General features: G+C 62.6%; 15 protein-coding genes. 7 read left to right on the forward strand and 8 right to left on the reverse strand.

Features of this window, described 5'->3' with window-relative positions:
• Window positions 1-44 precede the first annotated feature (44 nt).
• Complete coding sequence (locus LZK81_RS21605; protein WP_046605144.1) at window positions 45-785, reverse strand: helix-turn-helix transcriptional regulator; 741 nt, start codon at window positions 783-785, stop codon at window positions 45-47.
• A gap of 311 nt (window positions 786-1,096) precedes the next feature.
• Between LZK81_RS21605 and LZK81_RS21610 the strand changes: the two genes are divergently transcribed.
• Window positions 1,097-2,866, forward strand: coding sequence for a glucan ABC transporter ATP-binding protein/ permease (locus LZK81_RS21610; RefSeq protein WP_233954618.1), 1,770 nt, complete (start codon window positions 1,097-1,099; stop codon window positions 2,864-2,866).
• Window positions 2,867-2,972: 106 nt separating this feature from the next.
• Here the strand turns inward: LZK81_RS21610 and LZK81_RS21615 are convergent, their stop codons facing one another.
• Window positions 2,973-11,477 carry a GH36-type glycosyl hydrolase domain-containing protein gene (locus LZK81_RS21615; protein WP_233954620.1) on the reverse strand — a complete coding sequence of 2,835 codons (8,505 nt, stop codon included), beginning with the start codon at window positions 11,475-11,477 and terminating at the stop codon, window positions 2,973-2,975.
• A 433-nt stretch (window positions 11,478-11,910) separates the two neighbouring features.
• Here LZK81_RS21615 and LZK81_RS21620 point away from each other — a divergent pair, with 433 nt between their 5' ends.
• Window positions 11,911-13,074, forward strand: coding sequence for a M20 aminoacylase family protein (locus LZK81_RS21620; protein ID WP_046605141.1), 1,164 nt, complete (start codon window positions 11,911-11,913; stop codon window positions 13,072-13,074).
• 99 nt (window positions 13,075-13,173) lie between these two features.
• Here LZK81_RS21620 and LZK81_RS21625 read toward each other — a convergent pair whose 3' ends face one another.
• The 6 genes from LZK81_RS21625 to LZK81_RS21650 form a co-directional block, all read right to left on the reverse strand.
• Window positions 13,174-13,311 carry a hypothetical protein gene (locus LZK81_RS21625; protein ID WP_233954622.1) on the reverse strand — a complete coding sequence of 46 codons (138 nt, stop codon included), beginning with the start codon at window positions 13,309-13,311 and terminating at the stop codon, window positions 13,174-13,176.
• A 179-nt stretch (window positions 13,312-13,490) separates the two neighbouring features.
• Window positions 13,491-14,465, reverse strand: coding sequence for a threonine ammonia-lyase (locus LZK81_RS21630; protein WP_046605140.1), 975 nt, complete (start codon window positions 14,463-14,465; stop codon window positions 13,491-13,493).
• 87 nt (window positions 14,466-14,552) lie between these two features.
• The gene (locus LZK81_RS21635; protein ID WP_046637333.1) at window positions 14,553-15,383 is read right to left on the reverse strand and encodes an endonuclease/exonuclease/phosphatase family protein; all 831 of its coding nucleotides are present in this window, start codon (window positions 15,381-15,383) and stop codon (window positions 14,553-14,555) included.
• Window positions 15,384-15,446: 63 nt separating this feature from the next.
• Entirely contained in the window at window positions 15,447-16,907 is a 1,461-nt protein-coding gene (cls, locus tag LZK81_RS21640; RefSeq protein WP_233954624.1) for a cardiolipin synthase, read from the reverse strand.
• Window positions 16,908-16,981: 74 nt separating this feature from the next.
• Window positions 16,982-18,337 carry an aspartate aminotransferase family protein gene (locus LZK81_RS21645; protein WP_233954626.1) on the reverse strand — a complete coding sequence of 452 codons (1,356 nt, stop codon included), beginning with the start codon at window positions 18,335-18,337 and terminating at the stop codon, window positions 16,982-16,984.
• 132 nt (window positions 18,338-18,469) lie between these two features.
• On the reverse strand, window positions 18,470-19,903 hold the full coding sequence (locus LZK81_RS21650) for a M20 family metallopeptidase (protein WP_233954628.1): 1,434 nt from the start codon (window positions 19,901-19,903) through the stop codon (window positions 18,470-18,472).
• 530 nt (window positions 19,904-20,433) lie between these two features.
• On the opposite strand from LZK81_RS21650, the gene LZK81_RS21655 reads away from it, so the two are divergent.
• The 5 genes from LZK81_RS21655 to LZK81_RS21675 all read left to right on the forward strand — a co-directional run bounded on the left by LZK81_RS21655 (window position 20,434) and on the right by LZK81_RS21675 (window position 25,846).
• Window positions 20,434-22,029 (forward strand): ABC transporter substrate-binding protein, encoded by a 1,596-nt coding sequence (locus tag LZK81_RS21655; protein WP_233954630.1) that lies wholly within the window; start codon window positions 20,434-20,436, stop codon window positions 22,027-22,029.
• Window positions 22,030-22,186: 157 nt separating this feature from the next.
• Entirely contained in the window at window positions 22,187-23,191 is a 1,005-nt protein-coding gene (locus tag LZK81_RS21660; RefSeq protein WP_233954631.1) for an ABC transporter permease subunit, read from the forward strand.
• Between the two features lie 77 nt (window positions 23,192-23,268).
• Window positions 23,269-24,135 carry an ABC transporter permease subunit gene (locus LZK81_RS21665; protein ID WP_233956654.1) on the forward strand — a complete coding sequence of 289 codons (867 nt, stop codon included), beginning with the start codon at window positions 23,269-23,271 and terminating at the stop codon, window positions 24,133-24,135.
• A gap of 2 nt (window positions 24,136-24,137) precedes the next feature.
• Complete coding sequence (locus LZK81_RS21670; protein ID WP_233954632.1) at window positions 24,138-24,995, forward strand: ABC transporter ATP-binding protein; 858 nt, start codon at window positions 24,138-24,140, stop codon at window positions 24,993-24,995.
• Complete coding sequence (locus LZK81_RS21675) at window positions 24,992-25,846, forward strand: dipeptide ABC transporter ATP-binding protein (protein ID WP_233954633.1); 855 nt, start codon at window positions 24,992-24,994, stop codon at window positions 25,844-25,846. The genes LZK81_RS21670 and LZK81_RS21675 overlap by 4 nt, the downstream gene beginning before the upstream one ends.
• Window positions 25,847-26,631 lie beyond the last annotated feature (785 nt).

Below are 26,631 nucleotides of genomic sequence, written 5' to 3' on the forward strand. Positions count from 1 at the left end.
CAATTTCTTGGGGAGACCGGATGTGTCGCAAGAAGACCAATCGCTCAGGCGATGAGGCCGAGGCGAAATGCCGAAGCGACCACATGCTGGCGGTTCTTGGCGCGCAGCTTCTCCTGAAGCCCGTTGATGTACCAGTCGACCGTATGGCTCGATATATCCAGCGACTTCGCGACCTCGTTGGAGGTCAGGCCGTCGGCGAGCAGCACGATGACCTCCATCTCGCGGCGGGTAAGCTGGGTGTCCACCTTGGCGACGGCCTCCAGCTCGTCGGCCTGTCCGCGCAGGTCCAGAAAGCGCCAGAACACCTTCTTGGCGGCGGCATCGAACAGCGCCATTTCGGCGGGCGAGAGATCCACCGGGCGGCCGCCGAGCGTCATGTTCCCGAGCAAGCCGTTGCGGCCATGGACCGGAAACAGGTAGCCGTCCTGAAGGCCGTGACGTGTCCCCTCCTGCATCATCCGCTGCATGCGCTGCCGATGCGGATCGTTCCGGAGCCTGAGCACCGCATCCCGCCAGCGGAACGGCCTTTGCGCGATGCCGAGCATACGAACAGTCGGATCGACCAGGGCATATTTGCGGGCTTCGTAGATTTCCTGCCAGCCTTCCGGCCAGCGGCCGGCCAGCACAAGACCGCCCGGATTCTGAAGGGAACGCGGCCGGATGACCAGTCCGTAATATTCGAATCCATAGGCCTTCAGCAGGGATTCGAGCTGGGCCGTCAGTTCCGCCTCGGTCTTGATTTCCCCAACGAGTACCAAGAGTTGCACGACCAGCTGAATATTCAAGGCTTGCTCCCCGCCGCGTTCTTTCCGGGCGATTCTTGTCTTTATGTTAGATTTCAGTAACTTCCCTTATTCACAATCGATTAGCATAGTTATCATTCTTTGAAGGTATACCGCGAAATCTAGCCCTTGACGGTTTTGTGCAATAAGCCGTGGGCTGGTTCAAGACACTGAATGCGGGAAGCCTTGCCCTCCATGAAACATTTCTGGCAGAAGAGTATTATCTCCGGCTTCCGTCGCGGAATTGCCGTTTCCGATCACTAGATTACCGGCGCCGCCCCGATGGCGGCTCCACTTGAAAGAGGTTGCGCCAGTTGACGCTGTTCCAGGTTTACGCACGAGCCCTCCAATATCTGGCGAAGAACAAGTGGCGCGTCGCCGCCGTCGTCGTCGCCAATATCGTGCTTGCCGTCATCACCATTGCCGAACCGATCCTTTTCGGCCGGATCATCGACGCCATTTCGTCCGGCAGTACCGTCACGCCCGTGCTGATGTTATGGGCTGGCTTCGGTGTCTTCAATACCGTTGCCTATGTGCTTGTCGCCCGTGAGGCCGACAGGCTCGCCCATGGCCGACGCGCATCGCTGCTGACAGAGGCTTTCGGACGAATCATCTCCATGCCGCTCGCCTGGCACCACACCCGTGGCACCTCCCACGCGCTGCACACCCTACTGCGTGCGGCAGAGAGCCTGTTCGGCCTCTGGCTCGAATTCATGCGTACTCATCTAGCCACCGCAGTGGCGCTCGTCCTGCTGGTCCCCACTGCGATCGCGATGGATTGGCGCCTGAGCCTCGTCCTTTTGGTGCTGAGCATCCTCTACTGGATCATCGGCGTGACAGTGATGAACCGCACAAAGGAGGGGCAGGCGTCGGTCGAAAACCACTACCACACGGTCTTCTCCCACGTGAGCGACGCGATCAGCAACGTATCGGTGCTGCACAGCTACAATCGCATCGAGGCCGAGACCCTAGCGCTCAAGGACTATACCAAGGACCTGCTTGCCGCCCAGTATCCGGTGCTCGACTGGTGGGCTCTGGCCGGTGCCCTCAACCGCACGGCCTCGACGGTGTCCATGGGTGTCATCCTGGTCATCGGCACGCTTCTGGTTCAGCGCGGCGAAATCCGGGTCGGCGACGTCGTGGCCTTCATCGGCTTCGCCAACCTGCTGATCGGCCGTCTGGACCTCCTGCGCCAGTTCGCCACCCAGATCTTCGAGGCGCGCGCCAAGCTCGAGGATTTCTTCCTCCTCGAGGATTCCGTCGAAGAGCGCGCCGAGCCGGCAGATGCCGCCGACCTCGGCGAGGTTCGCGGCGAAGTGGAATTCCGCGATGTCTCCTTTGGCTTTGCCAGCACGAGCCAAGGCGTCCACAACGTCTCCTTCACGGCGAAAGCCGGTGAGACGGTCGCCATCGTCGGTCCGACCGGCGCCGGCAAGACCACGCTCATCAACCTCCTGCAGCGTGTCTACGACCCGCAGGAAGGCAAGATCCTGATCGATGGCATCGATATCGGCACGGTGACGCGGAAATCGCTGCGCCATTCCATCGCCACCGTCTTCCAGGATGCAGGCCTCCTGAACCGGTCGATCAGCGAGAACATCCGCCTCGGCCGCGAGGGCGCGAGCGAGGAGGAAATCGCCAGGGCGGCAGAAGCCGCCGCCGCTGCCGAGTTCATCGAAACGCGGTTGAACGGCTACGAGACTCCGGTCGGCGAGCGCGGCAACCGGTTGTCCGGCGGCGAACGCCAGCGTATCGCCATTGCCCGCGCCATCCTCAAGAACGCGCCGATCCTTGTGCTCGACGAGGCGACCAGCGCGCTGGACGTCGAGACCGAGGCTCGCGTCAAGACGGCCATAGACCGCCTCCGCGAAAACCGCACCACCTTCATCATCGCCCACCGGCTGTCGACCGTTCGCGATGCGAGCAAGGTGATCTTCCTCGAGAACGGACGCGTCGCCGAAATGGGCAGTTATGAGGAACTCAGCGAGAGCGGCGGACGCTTCGCCGCGCTGCTGAAGGCAAGCGGCATCCTGACCGACGACGAAGCGGCGGACCCTGGCGGATCGGTGGCACAGCCCGCCTGATCGCTACCCGCCTGATCGCTAAGGGAACTTCAATGAAAAACCCGCCGCCATTCGCATGGCGGCGGGTTTTCTTTTGACAGATTCAGCTTCCCGGCCGGCCGAGGTCTCAGCTATTGGCCGGTTCCGGCAGACGCTTCGCGGCGGCTCCGGCAAGAAGGAAACCTTCCGTTTCATTGACCGCCTGACCGTCGATCGTGACCTTGTCGCCCTCGACGGTGATCTTGTGCACCGTGTCGTCGATGGTCAGTTCGGCGGTGAAGCCATCCCAGTCGGTCGGCAGCGCCGGATTGACGAACAGCCGGTCGCCCTGGCGGCGGATGCCGAGGATGCCCTCGGTCGCCGCACGGTAGAGCCAGCCCGCAGAACCCGTATACCAGGTCCAGCCGCCGCGCCCGGTATGGGAACCGTGACCATAGACATCGGCCGCGACCACATAGGGTTCGACGCGATAGGTCTCGGCCGCATCGCGGTCCAGCGCATGGTTGATCGGGTTCAGCATCTGGAAGCACTTCCAGGCATCGTCGCCCCGCTTCAGCGCTGTCAGCGCCAGCACGACCCAGATCGCCGCATGGGTATACTGGCCGCCGTTTTCACGAATACCCGGTGGATAGGCCTTGATATAGCCCGGGTCCTTGCGGGTATCCTGGAACGGCGGCGTGAAGAGGCGGATAATGCCGGCTTGGCTGTCGACGAGCTTTTCGAGCACCGCATCCATGGCCTGGGCGGCACGTTCCGGATCGCCTTCGCCCGAGAGCACGCTCCAGGACTGGGCGAGCGAGTCGATACGGCATTCGTCGCTGGTGCTCGAGCCGAGCGGAGAGCCATCGTCGAAATAGCCACGGCGATAGTAGGTGCCGTCCCAGCCGGCCTTTTCGAGCGCCTGCTTGAGCGTCTCGATATGATCCGTCCAGCGCTGAATGCGCTTCTTGTCCTTGCGGGCCTCCGCATAGGGCAGGAAGTTGCGCAGTGCCGCGGCCAGGAACCAGCCGAGCCAGACGCTCATGCCGCGGCCGCCGATGCCGACGCGGTTCATGCCGTCATTCCAGTCGCCACCGAGGATGAGCGGCAGGCCCTTGTCGCCGGTGCGCGTGATCGCCAGGTCCAGCGCCCTTGCCGCATGCTCGTAGACAGTTGCTGTATCGGTCGACACGGTCGGCTGGAAGAAGGAGTCGTGCTTGTTCTTTTCGAGCACCGGCCCGTCGATGAACGCCAGCTCTTCGTCGAGCAGCGATGCATCGCCGGTTACCGAGACATACTGGTGGATACCATAGGCGAGCCAGACGACGTCGTCGGAGATCATCGTCCGGACGCCGGCGCCGGAGCCGGGCAGCCACCAATGCAGCACATCGCCTTCCTTGAACTGCCGCGAAGCCGCGTTGACGATCTGGCGGCGGGCGAGCGACGGCTCGTGCACCAGGAAGGCCAAGGTATCCTGCAGCTGATCGCGGAAGCCGAAGGCGCCGGATGCCTGGTAGAAGGCGGTGCGGGCCATGATGCGGCAGCCGAGCGCCTGGTAGGGCAGCCAGTGGTTGACCATGTTGTCGAGCGACTTGTCCGGCGTCGAGATCTTCAGGCGGCCGGTAAAGCCGGTCCAGAAGTCGCGGTTCGCCGCGAGGATCGGAGCGAACTCCTCGCCGCGCAGCTGGGCCGCCAGCGCCTGAGCCTCTTCCTTCGTATCGGCATCGCCGAGATAGAAGGTCACCGTCCGCTCTTCGCCCGGCGCGAGCTCGATGTCGTAGGCGAGCGCCGCGCAGGGGTCGCCGTCGAGATCGAGAGCATTGCCGAGCGCCGAAGCGGACATCACCGCCGCCGGCATCTGGACCGAACCGAAGCGGCCGATGAATTCACGGCGGCTCGCCGTGAAGCCGACCGGCGTCTCCTTCATGCCCATGAAGGCAAAGCGGCGGTAGTCGATGCTGTAGGAGTTGGTGGCGAAGAGCGTCCCCGTCTCCTCGTCTCGGCTTGAGAGGATGAACGGGATGGACCGGGCCGGATTGGCGCCGAGCAGCCATTCCACATAACCGTAGACGCGCAGCCTGCGGGTTTCCGAACCGCCGTTGTGGAGGAGGATGGACGAGACCTTTGCCGCCCGTGTCCTGTCGACCGTCTGGGTCAGCCTGATCTTCAGGCCTTCTTCTTCGCTCGAGAAGACCGAGTAACCAAGGCCGTGCCGGGTTTCGAACTTGACCTCCGGCTTGCGCGACAGCACCGCGAACGGCGTCATGACAGCGCCGCTATCCCGGTCGGCGATGTAGAATGCCTCGCCGGGACGGTTGATGACCATGTCGTTGGTCCAGGCCGTCAGCTGATAGTCGCGGGAGTTCCTGGCCCAGGTGAAGCCCGAACCTTCCGCCGAAATGTGGAAGCCGAACTTGTCGTTGGAGATGATGTTGATCCACGGCTGCGGCGTCGATTGGCCGCCGTGCAGGCGCACCACATATTCGCTGCCGTCCTTGGTGAAACCGCCGAAACCGTTCCAGAAGTCGAGATCCGCCGGTGCCTCGATCGGAGCCGGAGGCTGGAAGATCTCGCCGTTCAGCAGCGGGCGGCGGTCGACCTCGATCTGCTGGTCCTTCGGCGGCGCGAAGATCGTTGCCGTGCGGTTGAGCTGGTCGCTGATCTTGCCGTTGCGGGCGTGCAGAACCACGCGGGATGCAGCGATCAGGCCTTCCGAACCCTCGTCGTCCATGATGTCGCGGCGCAGCGAGAAGACGTGCTGGCGCTGGCCTTCCTGCTGGCTGAGGCGGCGGGCGCTCTCGGAGAGATGTTCCAGCGCCTGCTGCATTTCCTGCGCGTAGGAGGCCGCCCGCTCGTTGAAGATCACGAGATCGGTGACGACGCCGCGCGAGCGCAGGTATTCCTGGGCGCTCATCGCTTCCTTGGCGACCGGCATGTCGTTGTCGTCGTTGATGCGCAGCGTGAAGATCGGGAAGTCTCCCGACACAGACGACGGCCAGAGCGACGACTGCTGCTGCATGCCGGCGTGTATGGTTGCCTGGTCGGCGCGCAGCTGCATGTCCGGATAGATGAGATAGCGCGCCAGGTGCTGGAACGCCGCGGCATCCTGCGACGAGACGCCGAGATGGCGCATCTGTACCTGCGTGCGCGTCCAGGCCTGCGTGAGCTCCGTCTGGAAGGCATCCGGATGGCGATAACGTTCGATCGCCTGGTCGAGCTCTTCGCGCCTCGGTGCGGCGATCGTCCAGAAGATGACGCTCACCTTCTTGCCGGCCGGCACACGCACGACGCGGCGCAGCGACAGGATCGGATCGAGCGTGAAGCCGTCGGTGCCCGACAGCGTCGCGCCGGGATCGAAGGCGGCAGCTTCCGAAAGCGTGCGGCCGCGGCCGAGGAACTTGCGGCGGTCGGTCTCGAATTCGGTCGGGCGAGCCGAACCGGCATTGTCGGCTGCCAGATGGGCGATCACCATGTCCGGCTCGTTCGGCGCGCGCTTGTTGCGCCAGGCGCGGATGACGTCGCCGCGGCGGCCGATTTCGGTGCGGACGAACATCCGCTGGAAAACCGGGTGGGCGTTGTCGTCGTCCTCGGTGGTCAGCACGGGCTCCATATAGGAGGTCACTTCGATGAAGCGATCCTCGGTACCCATGTTGAGCAGCGTCAGGCGGCGGCCTTCGGCATCGTGTTCGCTGGCGACGATGCATTCGACCGTGCTCGTGAGGTCGCCGACCGTCTTGTGGAATTCCGCCCGTTCGTCGGAGAAGATCGCCCTGGTCTTTTCGCCTTCGATGCGACGTGGCTCGGCGGTGGCAGACCACCATTCGCCGGTCGTGGTGTCGCGCAGGAACAGGAACTGGCCCCAGCGATCTTCGGTCGGGTCGGGCTTCCAGCGGGCGACAGACAGTCCGTTCCAGCGGGAATATCCCGAGCCGGTCGCGGTAAGCATGACCGAGTAGTGGCCGTTGGAGAGTAGCACCAGCTCCCGGTCCTTGGTGGCCGGGTTGGTGATGGTGCGGATTTCCGAACGCAACAGCTCGCCCTGGCCCTTGCCGGGGGTTTCTTCGTGCTTGGCGCTCATCACCGGAATGTCGCGCGGTGCCTTTTCCTGCAGCAACAGTTCGGCAGCCTCGATGGTCGGGTCGGAATGGAAGAGCTCGCGCAGCAGGCCGTTCATCACGACGTTGGCGATCGCTGCGATCGACATGCCATGGTGGTGGGCATAATAGTTGAACACCACCGCGTAGCGCTTGCCTTCCGGTACGCGGGTCGGCGTGAAGTCCACCGCGTCGTAGAAGCCGAACACCCCGAGCGCTCCGAGCGAGCGCAGTTCGGCGAGGTTTTCAGAGGCAGCGATCGGGTCGTACTGGCTGGCCAGGATCGACGCATAGGGAGCGATGACGGCGTTTTGCCCGAGACCGCGCTTGAGACCGAGCGTCGGCACCCCGAAGTTCGAATATTGATAATACATCTGATGGTCGAGAGCGTTGAACGCCGCTTCCGAGATGCCCCATGGCGTGCCGAGGCGGCGGCCATGGTTCATCTGTTCCTTCACGATCAGATTGTTGGTCTGGTTGAGGATGCCCCCCTGGCGCTCCTGCATGACGAGCGGCGGCATGAGGTATTCGAACATCGAGCCGGACCAGGAGACCAGGGCGCCTCGCGCACCGATCGGCACCACCTGGCGGCCGAGCTTGTACCAGTGCTCGGTCGGCAGGTCGCCCTTGGCAATCCCGAACAGGCTGGTCAGGCGCGCTTCGGATGCGAGCAGGTCATAGCAGGCTTCGTCGATCTCGTTGGTTTCGACACGATAGCCAATCGACAGAAGGCGGCGTTCCTTGCGGAACAGGAAGCTGAAATCCATCGCGAAGGCGAGGCGGCGGGTTCGGTCGCGCAACACGCCGAGCCGCTCCCGCAGCGATTCGATATTGGCATTGTCGAAGACGCTATCGGCGATATGCGCCTCGCAGGCGGCGACGAGAGACGCGGTCCAGCGGGTAACTTCGTCGCTCTGCGCCGAACGGACTTCCTGGTCGAGGTTGACCGCGAGCTTCTGGATGTCGCGGGCGAGCACGGCGAGGTTGATGATCCGGATCGATGCGAATTCATGCTCGCGCTTCACCGCGGCAAGCGCGTTGCCGAAGCCGACGATACGCTCTTCCAGACGGCGACGCAGCGGGCGCACCGTCTTGCGGTCGTCCGGCAGAGCTTTCAGCGTCTCGGCCAGAATGCCGGAAACGTCGCCGATACCGTCGAGATTGCCCTGAAGGTGCGCGGAAGGAGCCTCGGCCCAGATGCGTAAGGCCGACGAGATGGCGATCAGATGGCCGGCGAAGTTGCCGCTGTCGACCGACGAGACGTAGCGAGGCATCAGCGGCTGCAGCGTGTCGGTATGATACCAGTTGTACATGTGGCCGCGGAACTTGTCGGCTCTTTCAACCGCCGAGATCGTCTGCTCGATGCGCTCGACCGTGTCGGTGAAGCTGATCCAGCCGAAATGCCGCGCCGAGATCGTCGACAGCAGGTAGACGCCGATATTGGTCGGCGACGTGCGCTTGGCGATGACCGGGTTCGGCTTCTCCTGGAAATTGTCCGGTGGCAGGTAGTTCTGCTCCGCGGTCACGAAGGTCTCGAAATACCGCCACGTGCGGCGGGCGATCTTGCGCAGTTCGACCGACACGGGCTCCGGCACGAACAGCCGGTCTTCGGTCTCCGCCGACTGGCTGACATACCAGGCGACGAGCGGCGAGAATATCCACAGCACGGCGAACGGGATGCCGACCAGGAACGCGTTGTCGCCCGGCATGGCCGACAGGATGATGCTGAGCACGGCAATCGCCGGCGCATGCCACATCGTCTTGTAGTAATCCTGCGGGCTCCCTTGCGCGCTCGACTGGATCGAGGCGGCCGTGCGCCATTCCAGCATCAGCTTGCGGCTGAAGAACAGGCGGTAAAGAGACCGGGCGATCGCATCGGTCATGATGCAGGCGGAATCCGCGATGAAGACGACGCGGAGCGCGACCTGCGCATTGGCCGAACGCATGTCGGACCAGACGGAATAGAAATGCGCGCCCGGGACGATGTCAGTAGAGCCCGGCAGGAGGCCGGTGACCAGGCTGAGGGTCGGCGCGACGAACAGCGAGAAGATCAGCAGGATCTGCCAGATCAGCGCGCCGAGCGGATCCATGAAGTACCAGCCGAGCACGGAAGCGAAGAACCAGGCGATCGGGGTCAGCGACCGGCGCAGGTTGTCGACCATCTTCCAGCGGCCAAGCGCAGTCACGCCCCGCTTCGGATCGAGGATGTAAGGCAGGAGCTGCCAGTCGCCACGAGCCCAGCGATGCTGACGCGAGACTTCGACCTCGTAGCGGACCGGAAAGTCCTCGACCAGTTCCACGTCGGTGACGAGGGCGCAGCGTGCGAACGAACCTTCGAGAAGGTCGTGCGAGAGGACCGAATTCTCGTCGATTCGGCCCTTGAGCGAAGCCTCGAACGCATCGACGTGATAGAGGCCCTTGCCGGTGAAGCTGCCTTCGCCGGTCAGGTCCTGATAGACGTCCGAGACGGTGAAGACGTAAGGGTCGAGACCGCGGCCGACGGAGAAGACGCGCTGGAAGACCGAGGCTTCCTTGCCGGTCGTCAGCGACGGCGTCACGCGCGGCTGCATCAGGCCATAGCCGTGGATGACGCGATTGGTCTTCGGATCGAGCACCGGCTGATTGATCGGGTGGTGCATCTTGCCGACGAGCTTGGTCACCGCATCGCGCATCAGGCGCGTATCGGCATCGAGCGTCATGACGTATTGGACGTTCGGCGGAACGATATTGGCACCCGGAAGATAGCTGGTGTCGCGATCACCGCGCAGCAGCATGTTGAGCTCATGCAGCTTGCCGCGCTTGCGCTCCCAGCCCATCCATGCGCCTTCGGCGGGATTAAACAGACGGCGGCGATGCAGCAGATAGAAGCGCGCCTTGCCGTCTTCTCCATACTTGGCGTTGAGCGCTGCGATCTCGCGCTTCGCATAATCGAGGATTTCGAGGTCGGTATCGGTCTCCTCGAACTTGCTGTCGCGCCAGTCGCTGAGCAGCGAGAAATAGATCTCGCCATGCGGATTGGCGAGATAGTGGACCTCGAGGTTTCGGACGAGCTCGTCCACGGTATCCCGGTCGGTGATCAGGCAGGGCACGGCAACCAGAGTTCTTGCCGCTTCCGGAATGCCTTCCTTGAATTCGTAGCCGACCAGCCGGGCTGGCCTCACCACGTAGGTCACCAGCGTATTGAACAGGCCGGTCGCGCCTTCGGAAGCCGGCAGCGCAAACATCAGCAGGAAGAAGAAAACGACCGGCAGCGGAATATCCGCCTGCACCAGGAACCAGCCGGCAATCGCCATGGCGAGAACGGTAATCAGGATTACCGGGCCTGCGATCGCAAACCAGTTGAGGCGGCGGACAAGACGGACAACCCTCTGGACGAACAGCAGATTGTACCCGACTGCCGCTTCCAGCTCGCGGCGGCGGCGGCCGACGACGAAGGCGCCGACATTGGTCTCGCGCGGATCGGCATTTTCTTCCGCCGACGCCTTTTCGGCGAGCTGGATGGCAGCTTCCGCAACCTCAGCCTCGCTCTTGCGGGAACGGCGGGCAATCTGCTCGATACGGTTGCGATAGGCGTTACGCGAGCCGAAATCGAGCGCCTGATAATCGGTGCGCTCGCGGAAGATCTTGTCGATCTGCGAAACGTCTTCGAACCAGACGCTCCATTCCGTATCGTCGATCTCGCGCAGGCTCTTGATGATGTTGCCCATCGTCACGTTGCCGGACGAAAGACGGTTCTGCTCGGCGAGCATCACCTCTTCGACGTCGGTGCCCGCCTGTTCGAGCCGCTGCTCGAGCCAGGCGACCGCAAACCCCGATGTCTGCGAGGCGTTGCGAAGGCGGTAGAGGAACTGTGCCGTGAACGTATTGTCGTTCGTCAGGTTCTCGATGCCCTTCAGGACATCGGCGCTCGCCTCCTCGTTGTTGAGTCGGATGATCTCGTCGGCCGTCTCGTTGGCGCGGCGGCGCATGTTGCGCGAACGATCGACACGGGTCGCGATGCGGCGCAGGTTCTCGATCAGCACGAAACGGATGAACGAGGGCAGCGCCCAGAGTTCGCCGATCTCGAGCGGCTCCTTGACCTGGAAACCCTGGACCATGGAGGCCAGCGCCTCGCGGGAAATGCTGCTGTGCGTATGGGCGACATAGAGCCAGGCGAGCACCAGCACACGCGGCAATTCCTGGCCGCCGACCGTCATCGTGGGCAACTGGCGGAAGAACTTTTTCGGGAAGTCGCGGCGGACCTCCTGGATCGCCTCTTCGACGATGTAATAATTGTCGAGCAGCCATTCGGCGGCGGGCGTGATCGACGCGCCGGCATCGACGTCGGTAGCGGTCGCCCGATAGACCCGCAGGATTTCCTTCTCGTTTTCATGATGCCGCTTGAAGAACTCGAACTCCATCAGGCCCGGCAAGCTGGGCGTGCCCTCCTTGCCGAGTTTCTCGCCGCATTCCCACAATGCATCGATGTTGAAATAGGTCGAGCGGATCGAATCGTTGTGATCGATCTGCTTGGCTTCGGTTTCGCGCGAGGAAGCTGACGGCGGAGTGTGAAATGACATGGATACGGGCTTCTGCTGAAAACTCTAAGGGTTTGTCGGCCTCGCCTTACTCGGCCTGCATCGGAAGCGCCAGTCATCATTTGGATTATGGTGACCGGCCGGATGCAGACCCGCGAGGATGGGAAATAGAGAGCAGTCCGGATATTGCAAATGACTGACTGGAATCTATTGCTCACTTCCTGCGGATTGACACATGTTCCGGCTCTATCGAGCCTAGCCTGAATGGAACCTGAACGGAAGCAGGCCCTTGATAATTCGAGGAATTCCGCACTTGTGTAACAGGCACGCCTGAACGTCTTGCGGCAGCCGAACAGAGTGAAATTTTAACACCGAGGGTTACCTTCCAAAGGCCGCGCTGCTATTCATCTCAGACGCAAGGGCGATCTCGTCGTGCCCCGCAACCAATCCAATCGAACTTTCGGTGTTTTGAGCAATGACGATCCAGTTTTCCAATGACATGGCCGACGTGGTGGCCACCCGCCGTTACCTTCATCAATATCCGGAACTCGGCCTGTCGGAGTTCAACACATCCGATTTCGTCGCCAGGCAGCTCACCGATCTCGGATATGAAGTCACCCGCGGCCTCGGCAAGACGGGCGTTGTCGCCACTTTGAAGAACGGCACCGGCGGCCGGTCGATCGGCATCCGCGCCGATATGGACGCGCTCCCGATCGAGGAAGAAACAGGTGCGGAATATGCCAGCAGGAACAAGGGGTTGATGCATGCATGCGGCCATGACGGCCACACAGCGATGCTGCTCGGTGCCGCCAGAATCCTAGCCGAACGGAGGAATTTCGACGGCACGATCCACCTGATCTTTCAGCCGGCGGAGGAGAATTTCGGCGGCGCCAGACTGATGATCGAGGACGGCCTGTTCGAGCGCTTCCCATGCGATGCCGTCTTCGGCCTGCACAACGATCCCAGCCTGCCCTTCGGCCAGATCGGCGTCAAGGAAGGCCCGATGATGGCGGCCGTCGACGAATGCCGCATCACGGTCAATGGCCGCGGCGGCCATGGCGCCGAGCCCCAGGACGCATCGGATCCGATCGTCTGCGGCGCGAGCATCATCATGGCGCTGCAGACGATCGCCTCGCGCAACATCCACCCGCTCGACCAGATGGTCATCACCGTCGGCGCCTTCCATGCCGGCATGGCGAGCAACGTCATTCCGGAGCGGGCGGAAATGCTGCTCACCATCCGCTCCTTCGACCCGGACGTCCGCAACGAGCTGGAAAGGCGCATCCGCATGGTCGCCGAGGGCCAGGCCGCCAGCTACGGCATGGGCGTCACGCTCGACTACAAGCGCGGTTACGAGGCGACCATCAACCACAAGGCGGAAACGGATTTCGTCCGCGATCTCGCCCGTCGTGTCGTCGGCGAGGACAAGGTCGTCGACTTGCCCCGCCCGTCCATGGGCGCCGAGGATTTCGCCTATATGCTGGCGGAGCGGCCGGGCACCTATTTCCTGCTCGGCACCAGGCGCACCAACAACGACCCGCCGCTGCACCACCCGCGTTTCGATTTCAACGACGACGCGCTGCCAATCGGAACGAGCTTCTGGGTGGAGCTTGCCGAAGCCTATCTCCCCGCGAAATAGGCCCTTAAACGAAAACACCTCCCGAGCAGCAAAGCGCGGGAGGTGTTTTCGGTCTTGGGAGGACCAAGCCCGAATTTGAAAAGGCGAAACCTGAAAGCCTCAGGGAAAGAGGCCGAGTGTCACGGCACCGACAAAGATGAAGGCTGCCGTTACCAGGACCGTATTCGCCGCCCATTGCCATTTGCCCGCAAAGCCGCGAGCTGGGAAAGACCGTGTCTGATGCTCGATGTGACGCATGGATGTCTCCCGGGTTCTGGTTCCGCCCTTTTCGAGCGTTGTCCTTATGCTAGCTTATCTCTACCAACCCGATAGAGATAATGTTCCAACCTGCCACCAGTTCCGTAGAAAATCCTTTTTTCTTAACGGCCCATCCGGGTGTTTAACGGTTTATTATACCCCTGCCCTTTGCCGGCCCTTTAGACGCCAAAACGATCCAGCGCCAAACGGAAGATATCCGGGTCGATATTGCCGCCCGAGCAGACCGCAATCACCGTATCGCCTAGCGTCTCGCCATGGAAAAGAGCGGCCGCCAATGCCACCGCCCCACCGGGTTCGACGACGATCTTCAGCCGGCTGAAGGCAAGCGCCACCGCATGCAACGCTTCGTCGTCGGTCACCACGAGACCTGCGCCGCAGAGCTTCGACATGATCGGGAAGGTGATGTTGCCGGGCTGCGGCGTGACGATCGCATCGCAGAGCGAGCCGCCCTGGGTCGCATTGCGCTCGATCTGTCCAGAGGCCAGCGAACGCGTGACATCGTCAAAGCCTTGCGGCTCGCACGGGTGGACGACAAAACTGGGCGCCTTGGCGCTTAATGCCAGCGCGACGCCGGAAATGAAGCCGCCGCCGCCTGTCGGTACCAGCACGTCGGCCTTCTCGATGCCTTCCTCCTTGGCCTGTTCGGCGATTTCGAGCCCGGTCGTGCCCTGGCCGGCGATCACCAGCGGCTCGTCGAACGGCTTGATCAGCGTCAGGCCGCGCTCCTGCGACAGCCGCGCGCCGATCACATCGCGATCCTCGTTGAGGCGGTCATAGAGCACGACGTCGGCGCCATAGGCACGGGTATTCTCGATCTTGATGCGCGGCGCGTCGGACGGCATGATGATCACGCTCGGAATGCCGTGCATCCTCGCCGCCAGCGCCACACCCTGGGCATGGTTGCCCGACGAGAAGGCGATCACGCCCTTGGCACGGACGTCGGGCGACAGCGCCGAGATCGCCGACCAGGCGCCGCGAAACTTGAACGAACCGGTGTGCTGCAGGCATTCCGGCTTCACGAAGACGCGCCGCCCGGCAATGTCGTCGAGGAAGGGCGAGGATAGCAGCGGGGTGCGGCGCACGTGGCCATCGAGACGGACACGGGCGGCTTCGATCATGGCGATATCGGTCATGCGGGAAATTCCGTTCGGAGGGCGAGGCAGTGAGGCCGCAAACCTATCGGCGGTTTCCATTTCGGTAAAGGCCGGAAAAGGATCGGTTCAGCCGGCTTCCGCTCCTTGAGACAGCGGCAGGGAACCGAGCTTTACCACCGCCTTGATGGGCAGGTGATCGGAAGCAAGCCGCGCAAGCGGGCTGTCATGGGTTTCGACGGCATCGATCAGCCCGGGCTGGTTCGCCATGATGCGGTCGAGCGCCAGGACAGGCAGGCGCGACGGAAAACTCGGCACCGCAGCCGGGAGACCGAAGACGGTCGCAAGCGTGTTCAGGGAAGAGCGGTCGCCAAGCCGCCATTCGTTGAGATCGCCCATGAGCACGGTCGGCTGCTCGTCACGCGAACGCAGAATGTCGAGGATCATGCGGGCCTGCTGCTGACGCGAACGGTTGAGCAGGCCGAGATGGGCCGCGATGATCCGAAATGCGCTGCCGTCCTTGAGCTCCAGTTCGGTGATCAAGGCACCGCGCGGCTCGAGCCCCGGCAGCTTGACCTGATGAACGTCGCGCACCAGGCCTTCGCGAAAGAGGATCACATTGCCATGCCAGCCATGCGCCTTGGCGACACCGGAAACAGGCACCGGAAAAAGCCCCGTCTCCCGCTCCATCCACGCGAGGTCGAGCAGACCACGTCGCTCGCCGAACCGGGAATCCGCTTCCTGCAGCGCGATCACATCGGCGCCGATCTCGCGGATCACATGGCTGGTGCGGGCGGGATCGAACCTGCCGTCGATACCCACGCATTTGTGCACGTTGTAGGAGGCGATCAGCATGCCGTGCCCGCGTTCGCGCCCCTCATGCGTTCCGGCGCCGCGGTTCCTTCGAGCCCGGATGGAAGCCAGAATGCTTTTCGGAAGATTGGGACGTTTTTCCCGCATGGTTCTTTTGACTATTCGCCGATCAATGAAATTTATAGGGCAAGCGGCCCATCTATCCAGCAACTAGAGATAGGGCGACCCCAGCCAAAACACGCGCTCGATGAGCCGCACGAGGAAGGGCCTTGCCATCAACCCATCGAGCGTCACTTCGGTTGCGGAAGAAATCGCCAGATCTATCCTTCGTTCCAAAGCTTCCGCGAAAGGGCAGTCCAGAACTTCGAGATCGACCTCGAAATTGAGCCGCAGCGATCGGGGGTCGAGGTTCGAGGACCCGACATAGGCCCAGCGCCCATCGATCACCAGAAGCTTGGAGTGGTTGAACGGGCCGGATGCCCGCCAGATCCGGCAGTAGTTCTTCAGCATCTGGTCGAACTGCGCGGTCATCGCCCGATCGACCAGAACGAGATTGTTGGCGGTCGGCACGACGATATCGACCTCCACCCCGCGCCGGGCAGCCGTGACGAGCGCGGTGATCAGTTCGCGGTCCGGCAGGAAATAGGGCGATACGATGCGGATCGAGGAACGCGCCACGGAAAACGCACCCATCAGCATCTTGTGGTTCGTCTCGACGCTCCGGTCGGGTCCGGAAGACACGGCGCGCATGATGACCGGCGAACCGGGCTCGGTCTCCGGCGCCTGCAGCGCCCAGGCCGCGCCCTCCAACGCCTCGTCGGCCGCATATCGCCAGTCGGCGGCGGCAATTGCAAACAGGTCGGCGACGACCGGCCCGGTTACCTTGAAATGCGTGTCGAACGAACATTTGTCGCCGCTGAATTCGCTTGAAAAACCTTCCCGGATATTCATGCCGCCGGTAAACGCCACCCGGCCGTCGATGACCAGGATCTTCCGGTGGGTGCGCAGGTTCGCGTAAGGGAGACGCAGCCCCATGATGACATTGCCGTTGAAGACATCGGCGGTGACGCCGCCGTCTCTGAGCATGCCGAGCACGCTCGGCACCGAATATCGGGCTCCGACCGCATCGATCAGCACGCGCACCTCGACGCCGCGCTTGACCGCAGCAATCAGAGCTTCCGCAAACCGGATGCCGATCCTGTCCCGGTCGAAGATATAGGTCTCGAGGATGAGGCTGCGTTTCGCCTTGGTGATCGCCTTCAGCATCGCCCCATAGGCTTCGTCGCCGGTATCGAGCGCGACGATCGTATTGCCGGTCGTCAGCCGGTGGCGCGTCACCCGGTCGCCGAGCGTCTTCATCGCCCGGAAGCGATGCCCGAATTCCCCGATGACCATGTCGTTGGTCGCGTCGTAGGAAACGACGTGCGCACGGATTTCTCCCTGCAGCAGCGCCCGTCGATCGCTGATGACGGCGCGGCGGATACGGTTTACCCCCGCCACAAGGTAAAGCAGCGCGCCGACGATCGGAGACAGAACGATGACGCCGACCCAGCCGATCGCCGAGCGGACTTCTTCCTTGGTCATCGCCGCGTGAATCGCAGCTGCGGCCCCCATCAGGACCGACAAAACGAAGAGGATATGCGGCCAATAGGGTTCGATGAGATCCAGCATAGCGAGCAATATAGGCGCGCTCGCGTGAAGAGCAATCGGAGCCGCACCAATAGGTTAGCGCGGCTCCGGAGGTATCAGGCAGCGAGTTGCTTCGCGAAGACTTCGAGCGAGGCTTCGAACGTGTCGAAGATCGTGTCGATCTGTTGTTCGTTGATGATCATTGGCGGGCAGAGCGCCAGCGAGTCGCCGATCGCCCGTGAGATCAGGCCTTTTTCGAGCATGATCGCCAGCAGCTTGGGACCGAGCTGGCCGGCAGCGAAACCGTCGCGTGGCTTCAGTTCCAGGGCGCCGATGAGGCCGACGCCACGGGCTTCGATCGCAAGCGGATGGCTTTCCAGCGCCTTCAGCCGGCTCTGGAACTTCGGCGCCAGCGCCCGTACATTGCCGACGAGGTCGCGTTCTTCGATGATCGCCAGGTTTTCCAGCGCAACGGCGGCGGCGACCGGATGGCCGGCCGCGGTCACGCCATGGCCGAACGTGCCGATCTTCGCCGATTCGTCGGCAAGCGGCCCGTAGACGTTCTCGTTGATCAGCAGCGCCGAGATCGGCTGGTAGGACGACGAAATCTGCTTCGACAGCGTCATGATGTCCGGCTGCAGGGAATAGGTCGTGGTGCCGAACATCTCGCCGGTGCGCCCGAAGCCGCAGATCACCTCGTCGGCGATCAGCAGGATGTCGTATTTCCTGAGCACCTTCTGGATCGCATCCCAGTAACCGGCCGGCGGCACGATGACGCCGCCCGCACCCATGACCGGCTCGCCGATGAAGGCGGCAACCGTTTCCGGGCCTTCCTTGAGGATCAGGTCTTCGAGGTCCTTGGCACAACGCTCGACGAAGGCCGATTCCGTCTCGTTTTCCTGTTTGAAGGCACGGTAATGCGGGCAGGTCGTGTGGAAGACGCCGGCGAGCGGCAGGTCGAAGGAGCGGTGGTTGTTCGGCAGGCCGGTCAGGCTGGCGCTGGCGATCGTCACGCCGTGATAGCCCTTGATGCGCGAGATGATCTTCTTCTTTTCCGGCTTGCCGAGCGCGTTCGAGCGATACCAGACCATCTTCATGGCCGTGTCGTTGGCTTCGGAGCCGGAATTGGTGAAATAGGCCTTCGACATCGGCACCGGCGCCATCTGGATCAGCTTTTCGGCAAGATCGATCGACGGGCCGTGACTGCGGAGGGTGAAGGTATGGTAATATGGGAGCTTCGCCATCTGCCTGGCGGCCGCTTCGACGAGCCGGCTTTCGCCGAAACCGACGCCGACGCTCCAGAGCCCGGCCATGCCCTCGATATATTTGTTGCCGTTCACGTCGTAGACATAGATGCCCTCGCCGCGGTCTATCACCAGCGATCCGTCACGCTCCAGCGCGCGGGCATTGGTGTAGGAGTGGAGCTGGTAAGCCTTGTCCCGGGCTTCGATGGAATTGGGCTGAATAGTCACGACGGACCTCCTGTGAGACACGCAACGGCGCATAAATTTCATATGCGGAAACGGCGATGTTGGACAGCCCAAATCGCCGTTTCAGAGAGGCCGACCGTTCAAAATAGTTGACGCGTCGATCAGTTTATTTGGTCATTTCAGCGTCATTGCCGCGACCGGAGGTTCGGCGCCGGGCGGAATGGGGCTCTTGTAGTCCTGTCCCTTGCGCCGCTTCTTGAGATCGGCCCAGGCCGCCTCGCGAAGCTGATCGCTTGTCATGGCGGCAAGCCCGGTCGCGGCCATGGCCTTGGCGACCGAGACCATGCCCTTGTGGGCAAGCTGGCTCTTGCCCTGCGCCACCACCTGCCAGGTATGGAGTTGGGTACCTATGGCGAGCGTCGCGCCATAGGCCTGCACGGTCGGCACGACCCAGCTGACATCACCGACATCCGTCGAACCACCCATCTGGCGGTTTTCGGTGTGCGGCGGCAGAATGAAGTCGGCAAGCGGAACATCCCGCTGTTCCAGGCGCTCCTGGCTCCAGCTTGCCGCAATGTCTTCCGGCGTCAGCGTGGCACGGATCTGGTCAGCAAACTCGATATCCGCGGCGTCGAACGGCGGCGGGCCCATGCTGTCCCAGACGTCCTGCATGACGTCCATCAGCGGCGTGTTGACGACGAGGTTGGAAACGCCTGCCAGGATCGTGCTCTCGACCTTGGTCTCTGTCATCAGCGCCGCACCCTCGGCAACCTTCTTGACCCGCTCGATCAGGGTGAAAAGCCCCGGCAGATCAGCCGAGCGGACGACGTAGCGCACCTTGGCATGCGCCTGCACGACATTCGGCGAGATGCCTCCGCTATCCAGAACCGCGTAGTGGATGCGGCTCTCGGATGGCATGTGCTCGCGCATATAATTGACACCGACGCTCATCAGTTCGACGGCATCGAGCGCGCTGCGGCCGAGTTCGGGCACGGCTGACGCATGCGCGGCGCGGCCCGTGAAGGTGAAGTCGATCCGGCAGTTGGCAAGCGAGGTCTCCCGCTGCACGCCGGCGAAATTGCTCGGGTGCCAGCTGATCGCGATATCGACATCCTCGAAGGCCCCGGCCCGCACCATGAACGCCTTGGCGGCGCCGCCTTCTTCCGCCGGGCAGCCGTAATAACGCACGCGGCCGGGGGTGCCGGTCTTTTCGAGCCAGTCCTTCACCGCGGTGGCGGCAAGCAGCGATGCGGAGCCGAGAAGATTGTGGCCGCAGCCATGGCCGTTGGCGCCGGGGGTCGTCGGTTCATGCCGGGTGACGTCGGCCTTCTGGCTGAGGCCGGCCAGCGCATCGTATTCGCCCAGGAAGGCGATCACCGGACCGCCATTGCCCGCCTCGCCGATCAGCGCGGTCGGAATGCCGGCGACGTTTTCAGTGATCTCGAAGCCCTGCGCTTCCAGCATCTCGCGATGCGCGGCAGCGGAAAGCGTCTCCATGTAGCAGGTTTCCGGCGTCTCCCAAACGCGATCCGCGAGTTCCGTGAAGACCTCTTTCTTGCGGTCGATGAAATCCCAAACGAGCGGGAGATTGGAATTGCCTGTCGTCATGAAACCGTTGCCTCGATACATCTATGCTGGTCGGAAGGCCCGAACCGTACCCAATTCTGAGCCGATGGCAATGCGGCATTGCAACGGAAATAGGACCTACGGAGAGATGGGCGGAAGGGATGAGAATGTGACCAGAGCGCGAATCTTCGCATCTCGACAACGGGATGATAATCGCTATGCTCGCGCCCCACGGCCCGCAGGCAAATCTACGGTAGGAGCCGAAAACAATAAAAATGCATCGGGATTTTGCCAATTTTGTGGACAAATTTCTAAAAAACAAAGCGGGCGTGAAATCCGATACGGCGGGAGGCCGTTGATCGGGATCAAAGAACAATAGGGACATGCGCGGCTTGAAGGCCGGAGCGGACCCGCCAGGAGAAACGCATTTTGAAGGCCGGCCGCAGCGAAATATCGCCGGCCAGGAGGTGGACACAAAAATACCAGTCGTTGGGCGCGAAGCGCACCATTCCAACTGAAGACATCAACCGGGCACGGCACATAAGCCGGCCACAGGTCATTGGGAGATCCATATGAAATACAAACTCGCCCTTGCCGCAGCGCTGCTGTCGGCAACGTTCTTCGCAAGCGCAGCCAGCGCCAAGACCTTCGTATATTGCTCGGAAGGTTCTCCGGAAGGCTTCGATCCCGGCATCTATACCGCCGGCACGACCTTCGACGCTTCGGCACATCCGATCTACAACCGCCTGCTCGAGTTCAAGCCGGGCACGACCCAGCCGGAAGCAGCCCTTGCCCAGAGCTGGGAGATTTCCGCTGACGGCACCGTCTACACCTTCAAGCTGCGTCCGAACGTCAAGTTCCAGACGACCGACTTCTTCAAGCCGACCCGCAACCTGAACGCCGACGACGTCGTCTTCTCGATCGGCCGCCAGATCGACGAAAAGAATGCCTGGAACAAGTACATTTCCGGCGCGACCTGGGAATATGCCGATGGCATGGGCTTCCCGAAGCTCATCAAGTCGATCGAGAAGGTCGATGACCTGACCGTCAAGGTCACGCTCAACCGCCCGGAAGCACCGTTCCTCGCCAACCTCGCCATGCCGTTCGCCTCGATCATGTCGAAGGAATATGCCGACGGCCTCGACAAGGCCGGCAAGAAGGAACAGCTGAACCAGATGCCGGTCGGCACCGGCCCGTTCACCTTCGTCGGCTACCAGCAGGACGCCGTCATCCGCTACAAGAAGAACGCCGATTTCTGGGGCCCGGCTCCGAAGATCGACGACCTCGTGTTCGCCATCACCACCGACGCCGCCGTTCGTTACCAGAAGCTCAAGGCCGGCGAATGCCACCTGATGCCGTATCCGAACGCTGCCGACGTGAAGGCCATGAAGGCTGATCCGAGCCTCCAGGTTCTGGAGCAGGAAGGCCTGAACGTCGCCTACCTCGCCTACAACACGACCAAGGCTCCGTTCGACAAGGTCGAAGTCCGCAAGGCGCTGAACAAGGCGATCAACAAGAAGGCGATCGTCGACGCCGTCTTCCAGGGCATGGCGACACCTGCCGTCAACCCGATCCCGCCGACCATGTGGTCCTACAGCAAGGCCACCCAGGACGACACGTACGACCTCGACGCGGCCAAGAAGATGCTCGCCGATGCAGGCGTCAAGGACCTCTCCATGAAGGTCTGGGCGATGCCGGTGTCGCGTCCCTACATGCTGAACGCCCGCCGCGCGGCCGAAATCATCCAGGACGATTTCGCCAAGATCGGCGTCAAGGTCGAGATCGTCTCCTTCGAATGGGCTGAATACCTGCAGCGTTCGAAGGACAAGAACCGCGATGGCGCCGCCATCATGGGCTGGACCGGCGACAACGGCGATCCGGACAACTTCCTTGATACGCTGCTCGGCTGCGACGCCGTCGGCGGCAACAACCGCGCTCAGTGGTGCAACAAGGAATTCGACGACCTCGTGAAGAAGGCCAAGGTCGTCTCCGACCAGGCAGAGCGCACCAAGCTCTACGAACAGGCTCAGGCGATCTTCAAGAAGGACGCTCCCTGGGCAACCATCGACCACTCCCTCGCCGTCGTCCCGATGCGCAAGGGCGTGACCGGCTTTACCCAGAGCCCGCTCGGCGACTTCACCTTCGAAGCAGTCGATATCGCTCAGTAATTGCCGATAAACGACGATTTTGCCGCGGGACGCGTTGCGTTTCCCGCGGCATTTTCTTATGAGACGCCAAAATTTGGCGCAGACGCCAGGATTGCCGCCTTCAGGGCTTGACAAAGCTGTGAACCGGCCACGAACCAAAAACCACTGAAGGTTTCGAATGTTTGGCTTCCTTTTACGGCGTATTGCCGTGTTGATCCCGACTTTCATCGGGGTCTCGATCATTGCCTTTTCATTTATCCGACTTCTGCCGGGTGATCCGGTCGCACTTCTCTCGGGCGAACGCGTCATGTCGCCGGAGCGGCATGCCCAGATCAGTGCCCAGCTCGGCTTGGATCGGCCGCTGGTCGTCCAGTATTTCGATTATCTCGGCGGCGTGCTGACCGGCGATTTCGGGTCGTCGATCGTGTCCAAGAAGCCGATCCTCGACCAGTTCTGGGCGCTGTTTCCGGCGACCGTGGAGCTTTCCTTCTGTGCCATCGTCATCGCCATCGCGCTCGGCATTCCGGCCGGCGTGATCGCCGCGATCAAGCGCGGCTCGATCTTCGACCAGGGGCTGATGGGCATTGCGCTTGTCGGTTATTCGATGCCGATCTTCTGGTGGGGCCTGCTGCTCATCATCCTCTTTTCCGGCACCCTGCAATGGTTCCCGGTTTCCGGCCGCATCTCGCTGATGTTCTTCTTCCCGCCGGTCACCGGCTTCATGCTGATCGATTCGCTGCTGTCGGGACAGAAGGGCGCCTTCGCCTCGGCGATCAGCCATCTTGCCCTGCCGTCGATCGTGCTTGCGACCATTCCGCTCGCGGTCATCGCCCGCCAGACGCGTTCCGCCATGCTGGAAGTGCTCTCGGAAGACTACGTCCGCACCGCCCGCGCCAAGGGCCTCTCGCCCTTCCGCGTCGTCGGCATCCATGCGCTCCGCAACGCCATGATCCCGGTCATCACCACGATCGGCCTGCAGATCGGCGTCATGCTCGCCGGCGCCATTCTGACCGAGACGATCTTCTCCTGGCCGGGCATCGGCAAATGGATGGTCGACAGCGTCTTCCGCCGCGACTACGCCGTCATCCAGGGCGGCCTGCTCCTGATCGCGGCCATCATCATGTTCGTCAATCTCGTCGTTGATCTGCTCTACGGCCTGATCAATCCCAGAATCCGACACTGATCCGGCATCAAGAAGGAGAAAATCCCGTGGCCGATACCACTATTACCAAGATTGCCGAACCGGTTTCCAGCGCCGCGATGCGCCGCCAGATGCTCCGCGAGTTCTGGTTCTACTTTGCCGAAAATCGCGGCGCCGTTCTGGGCCTCATCGTTTTCGTGTGCCTCGTCGTCGTGGCGATCTTCGCGTCGTTCATCGCCCCGCATTCGCCGTTCGAACAGTATCGCGGTTTCGCCCTGCTTCCGCCGGCCTGGGCCGAGGGCGGCAACCCGTCCTATCTGCTCGGCACCGATCCTGTCGGCCGCGATATCCTGTCCCGCCTGATCTATGGCGCGCAGTATTCGCTGTTCATCGGCGTCTTCGTGACGACGCTGTCGCTCACCGGCGGCATCATCGTCGGCCTGATCGCCGGTTATTACCGCGGCTGGATCGATACGGTCATCATGCGCCTGATGGACATCATCCTCGCCTTCCCGTCGCTGCTGCTCGCCCTCGTGCTCGTCGCGATCCTCGGCCCGAGCCTGACCAACGGCATGATCGCCATCGCGCTTACCCTGCAGCCGCATTTCGTGCGCCTCACTCGCGCCGCCGTGATGGCCGAAAAGACCCGCGACTACGTGACCGCCGCAAGGCTTGCCGGCGCCGGCCCGCTGCGCCTGATGTTCCGCACCATCCTGCCGAACTGCACCGCGCCGCTGATCGTCCAGGCAACGCTCTCCTTCTCGAACGCCATCCTCGATGCCGCCGCCCTCGGCTTCCTCGGCATGGGCGCCCAGCCGCCGGCACCGGAATGGGGCACGATGCTTGCCGAAGCGCGTGAATTCATCCTGCGCGCCTGGTGGGTCGTCACCTTCCCCGGCGTCGCCATTCTCGTCACCGTTCTCGCCATCAACCTGATGGGCGACGGCCTGCGCGATGCGCTCGACCCGAAACTGAAGAGGTCCTGATCATGGCGCTCTTGCAAATCGACAACCTCACCGTCGAATTCGAAACCGCAACCGGCTGGTTCCGCGCCGTCGACGGCGTTTCCATCTCGGTCGAAAAGGGCGAGGTCCTGGCAATCGTCGGCGAATCCGGCTCCGGCAAGTCCGTCGCCATGCTGGCCGTCATGGGCCTGCTTCCCTGGACCGCCAAGATCACCGCCGACCGCATGCTCTTCGAGGGTCGCGACATCCAGAACATCAGCCCGGCCGAGCGCCGCAAGCTGATCGGCAAGGATATCGCGATGATCTTCCAGGAGCCGGTCGCCAGCCTCAACCCGTGCTTCACGGTCGGCTTCCAGATCGAGGAAGTGCTGCGCATCCATCTCGGCCTTGACGGCAAGGCTCGTCGCGCCCGCGCCATCGAACTGTTCAACCAGGTCGGCCTGCCCAACCCGGAAGAGCGGCTGAACCACTTCCCGCACCAGATGTCCGGCGGCCAGTGCCAGCGCGTGATGATCGCGATCGCGATCGCCTGCAATCCGAAACTGCTGATCGCGGACGAACCGACCACCGCGCTCGACGTGACGATCCAGAAGCAGATTCTCGACCTGATCATGGCGCTGCAGGCGAAGAACGGCATGGGCCTGATCATGATCACCCATGACATGGGCGTCGTCGCCGAGACCGCCGACCGCGTCGTCGTGCAGTACAAGGGCCGCAAGATGGAGGAGGCCGACGTGCTCTCCCTCTTCGAAAACCCGAAGAGCAACTACACCAAGGCGCTGCTGGCGGCCCTGCCGGAAAACGCAACCGGCGACCGCCTCACCACCGTTTCCGCCTTCTTCGACGGCAATCCGGAACCCGCGCCGGAGGCACGCGCATGAGCGATAATATGACCGACAACACCATGCTCGAAGTGCGCGACATCAAGCGCGATTACGAACTGCCGGGCGGCCTCTTCAAGCCGAAGAAGATCATCCATGCGGTGAAGGGTGTCTCCTTCAAGCTCGAACGCGGCAAGACGCTGGCAATCGTCGGCGAGAGCGGCTGCGGCAAGTCCACGCTTGCCCGCATGCTGACCTTCATCGACGAACCGACCGGCGGCGACCTGCTGATCGACAACAAGAAGGTCGATACCCGCCCCGGCCACCTGACCCAGGACATGCGCCAGAAGGTGCAGATCGTCTTCCAGAACCCCTACGGCTCGCTCAACCCGCGCCAGAAGATCGGCGACGTGCTCGGCGAACCCTTGGCGATCAACACCGACATGTCGGCCGGCGAACGCCGCGACCGCGCCAGCGAAATGCTGACGAAGGTCGGCCTCGGCCCGGAACACTACAACCGCTATCCGCACATGTTCTCGGGCGGCCAGCGCCAGCGCATCGCCATCGCCCGCGCGCTGATGATGAACCCGAAGCTTCTCGTGCTCGACGAGCCGGTTTCGGCCCTCGACCTTTCGGTGCAGGCCCAGGTCCTGAACCTGCTCGCCGACCTGCAGGACGAATTCAACCTCACCTACGTCTTCATCAGCCACGACCTGTCGGTGGTGCGCTACATCGCCGACGAGGTGATGGTGATGTATTTCGGCGAGGCGGTGGAATACGGCACCCGCGAAGAGGTGTTTTCCGACCCGAAGCACGACTATACCCGCACGCTTTTCAAGGCGACGCCGAAGGCCGACATCGAGTCGATCCGGGCTCGCATCGAAAAGAAAAAGGCGGCTGCGGCAGCCTGAGCGCCCTTGGAAGCGACCGCATCATGCTTTCCGAAAAGCTGATTTTCGGGTGGGGTCGTGAGGCGATTTGAGAGAGGCCGTGCCCCGTCATACCCCCCTCTGCCCTGCCGGGCATCTCCCCCTCAAGGGGCAGGGCAATCGCATATGAGGATGTATGGCGGCGCGGCATTTCTTAACCCTCCCCCTTGTGGGGAGGGTGGCCGGCAGGCGGGAGGGGTCTTGAGGCGGAATGAAGTCCCCTCCCCAACCCCTCCCCACAAGGGGGAGGGGCTCCACGCGCCGCCTCGTATCCCCTATCTGATTGCCCCGCTCTAGGGGATGAGGCCCGATCCAGCGAAGCCGGAGCGATCGATCGCAGTGCCGAACGTCCGGCAGGGCAGAGGGGGGTATGGCGGGGAATACCGTCCAATGCTGTCTTTTGGTGTTTGCCCGTGGACAGTTCATCGTCCCCCTTCCAGCATCTCCAACGACTTAACCGCGTCATCATCCCCGCCCTCCCAACTCATGCCTACAATCCTCCCGCTTCCGTCGCCGGAGTGTTTCGCGAGACGTTCGCGGGCAGGCGGGAGCCGGCGCTTTCATCGGAACCGTAACGTGCGGGGACGGTGGAAGAGGTGAAAGTCATGGAGTGCTCGTCGAAAGGCAAGCCTTCCTATCAAGCCTCCCCCTGGCCACCGGGCCGGGTTCGGATTGGCCGTGCAAGTGGCAAAGTTTCCCGAAAGGAAGCCGCGAACAAAGCCACGCAGCGAGGCGAGATGATCACCTGTAGGGGCCGGAAGCCTCGA

This window comes from Neorhizobium galegae, from assembly GCF_021391675.1.
GTDB lineage: Bacteria > Pseudomonadota > Alphaproteobacteria > Rhizobiales > Rhizobiaceae > Neorhizobium > Neorhizobium galegae_B.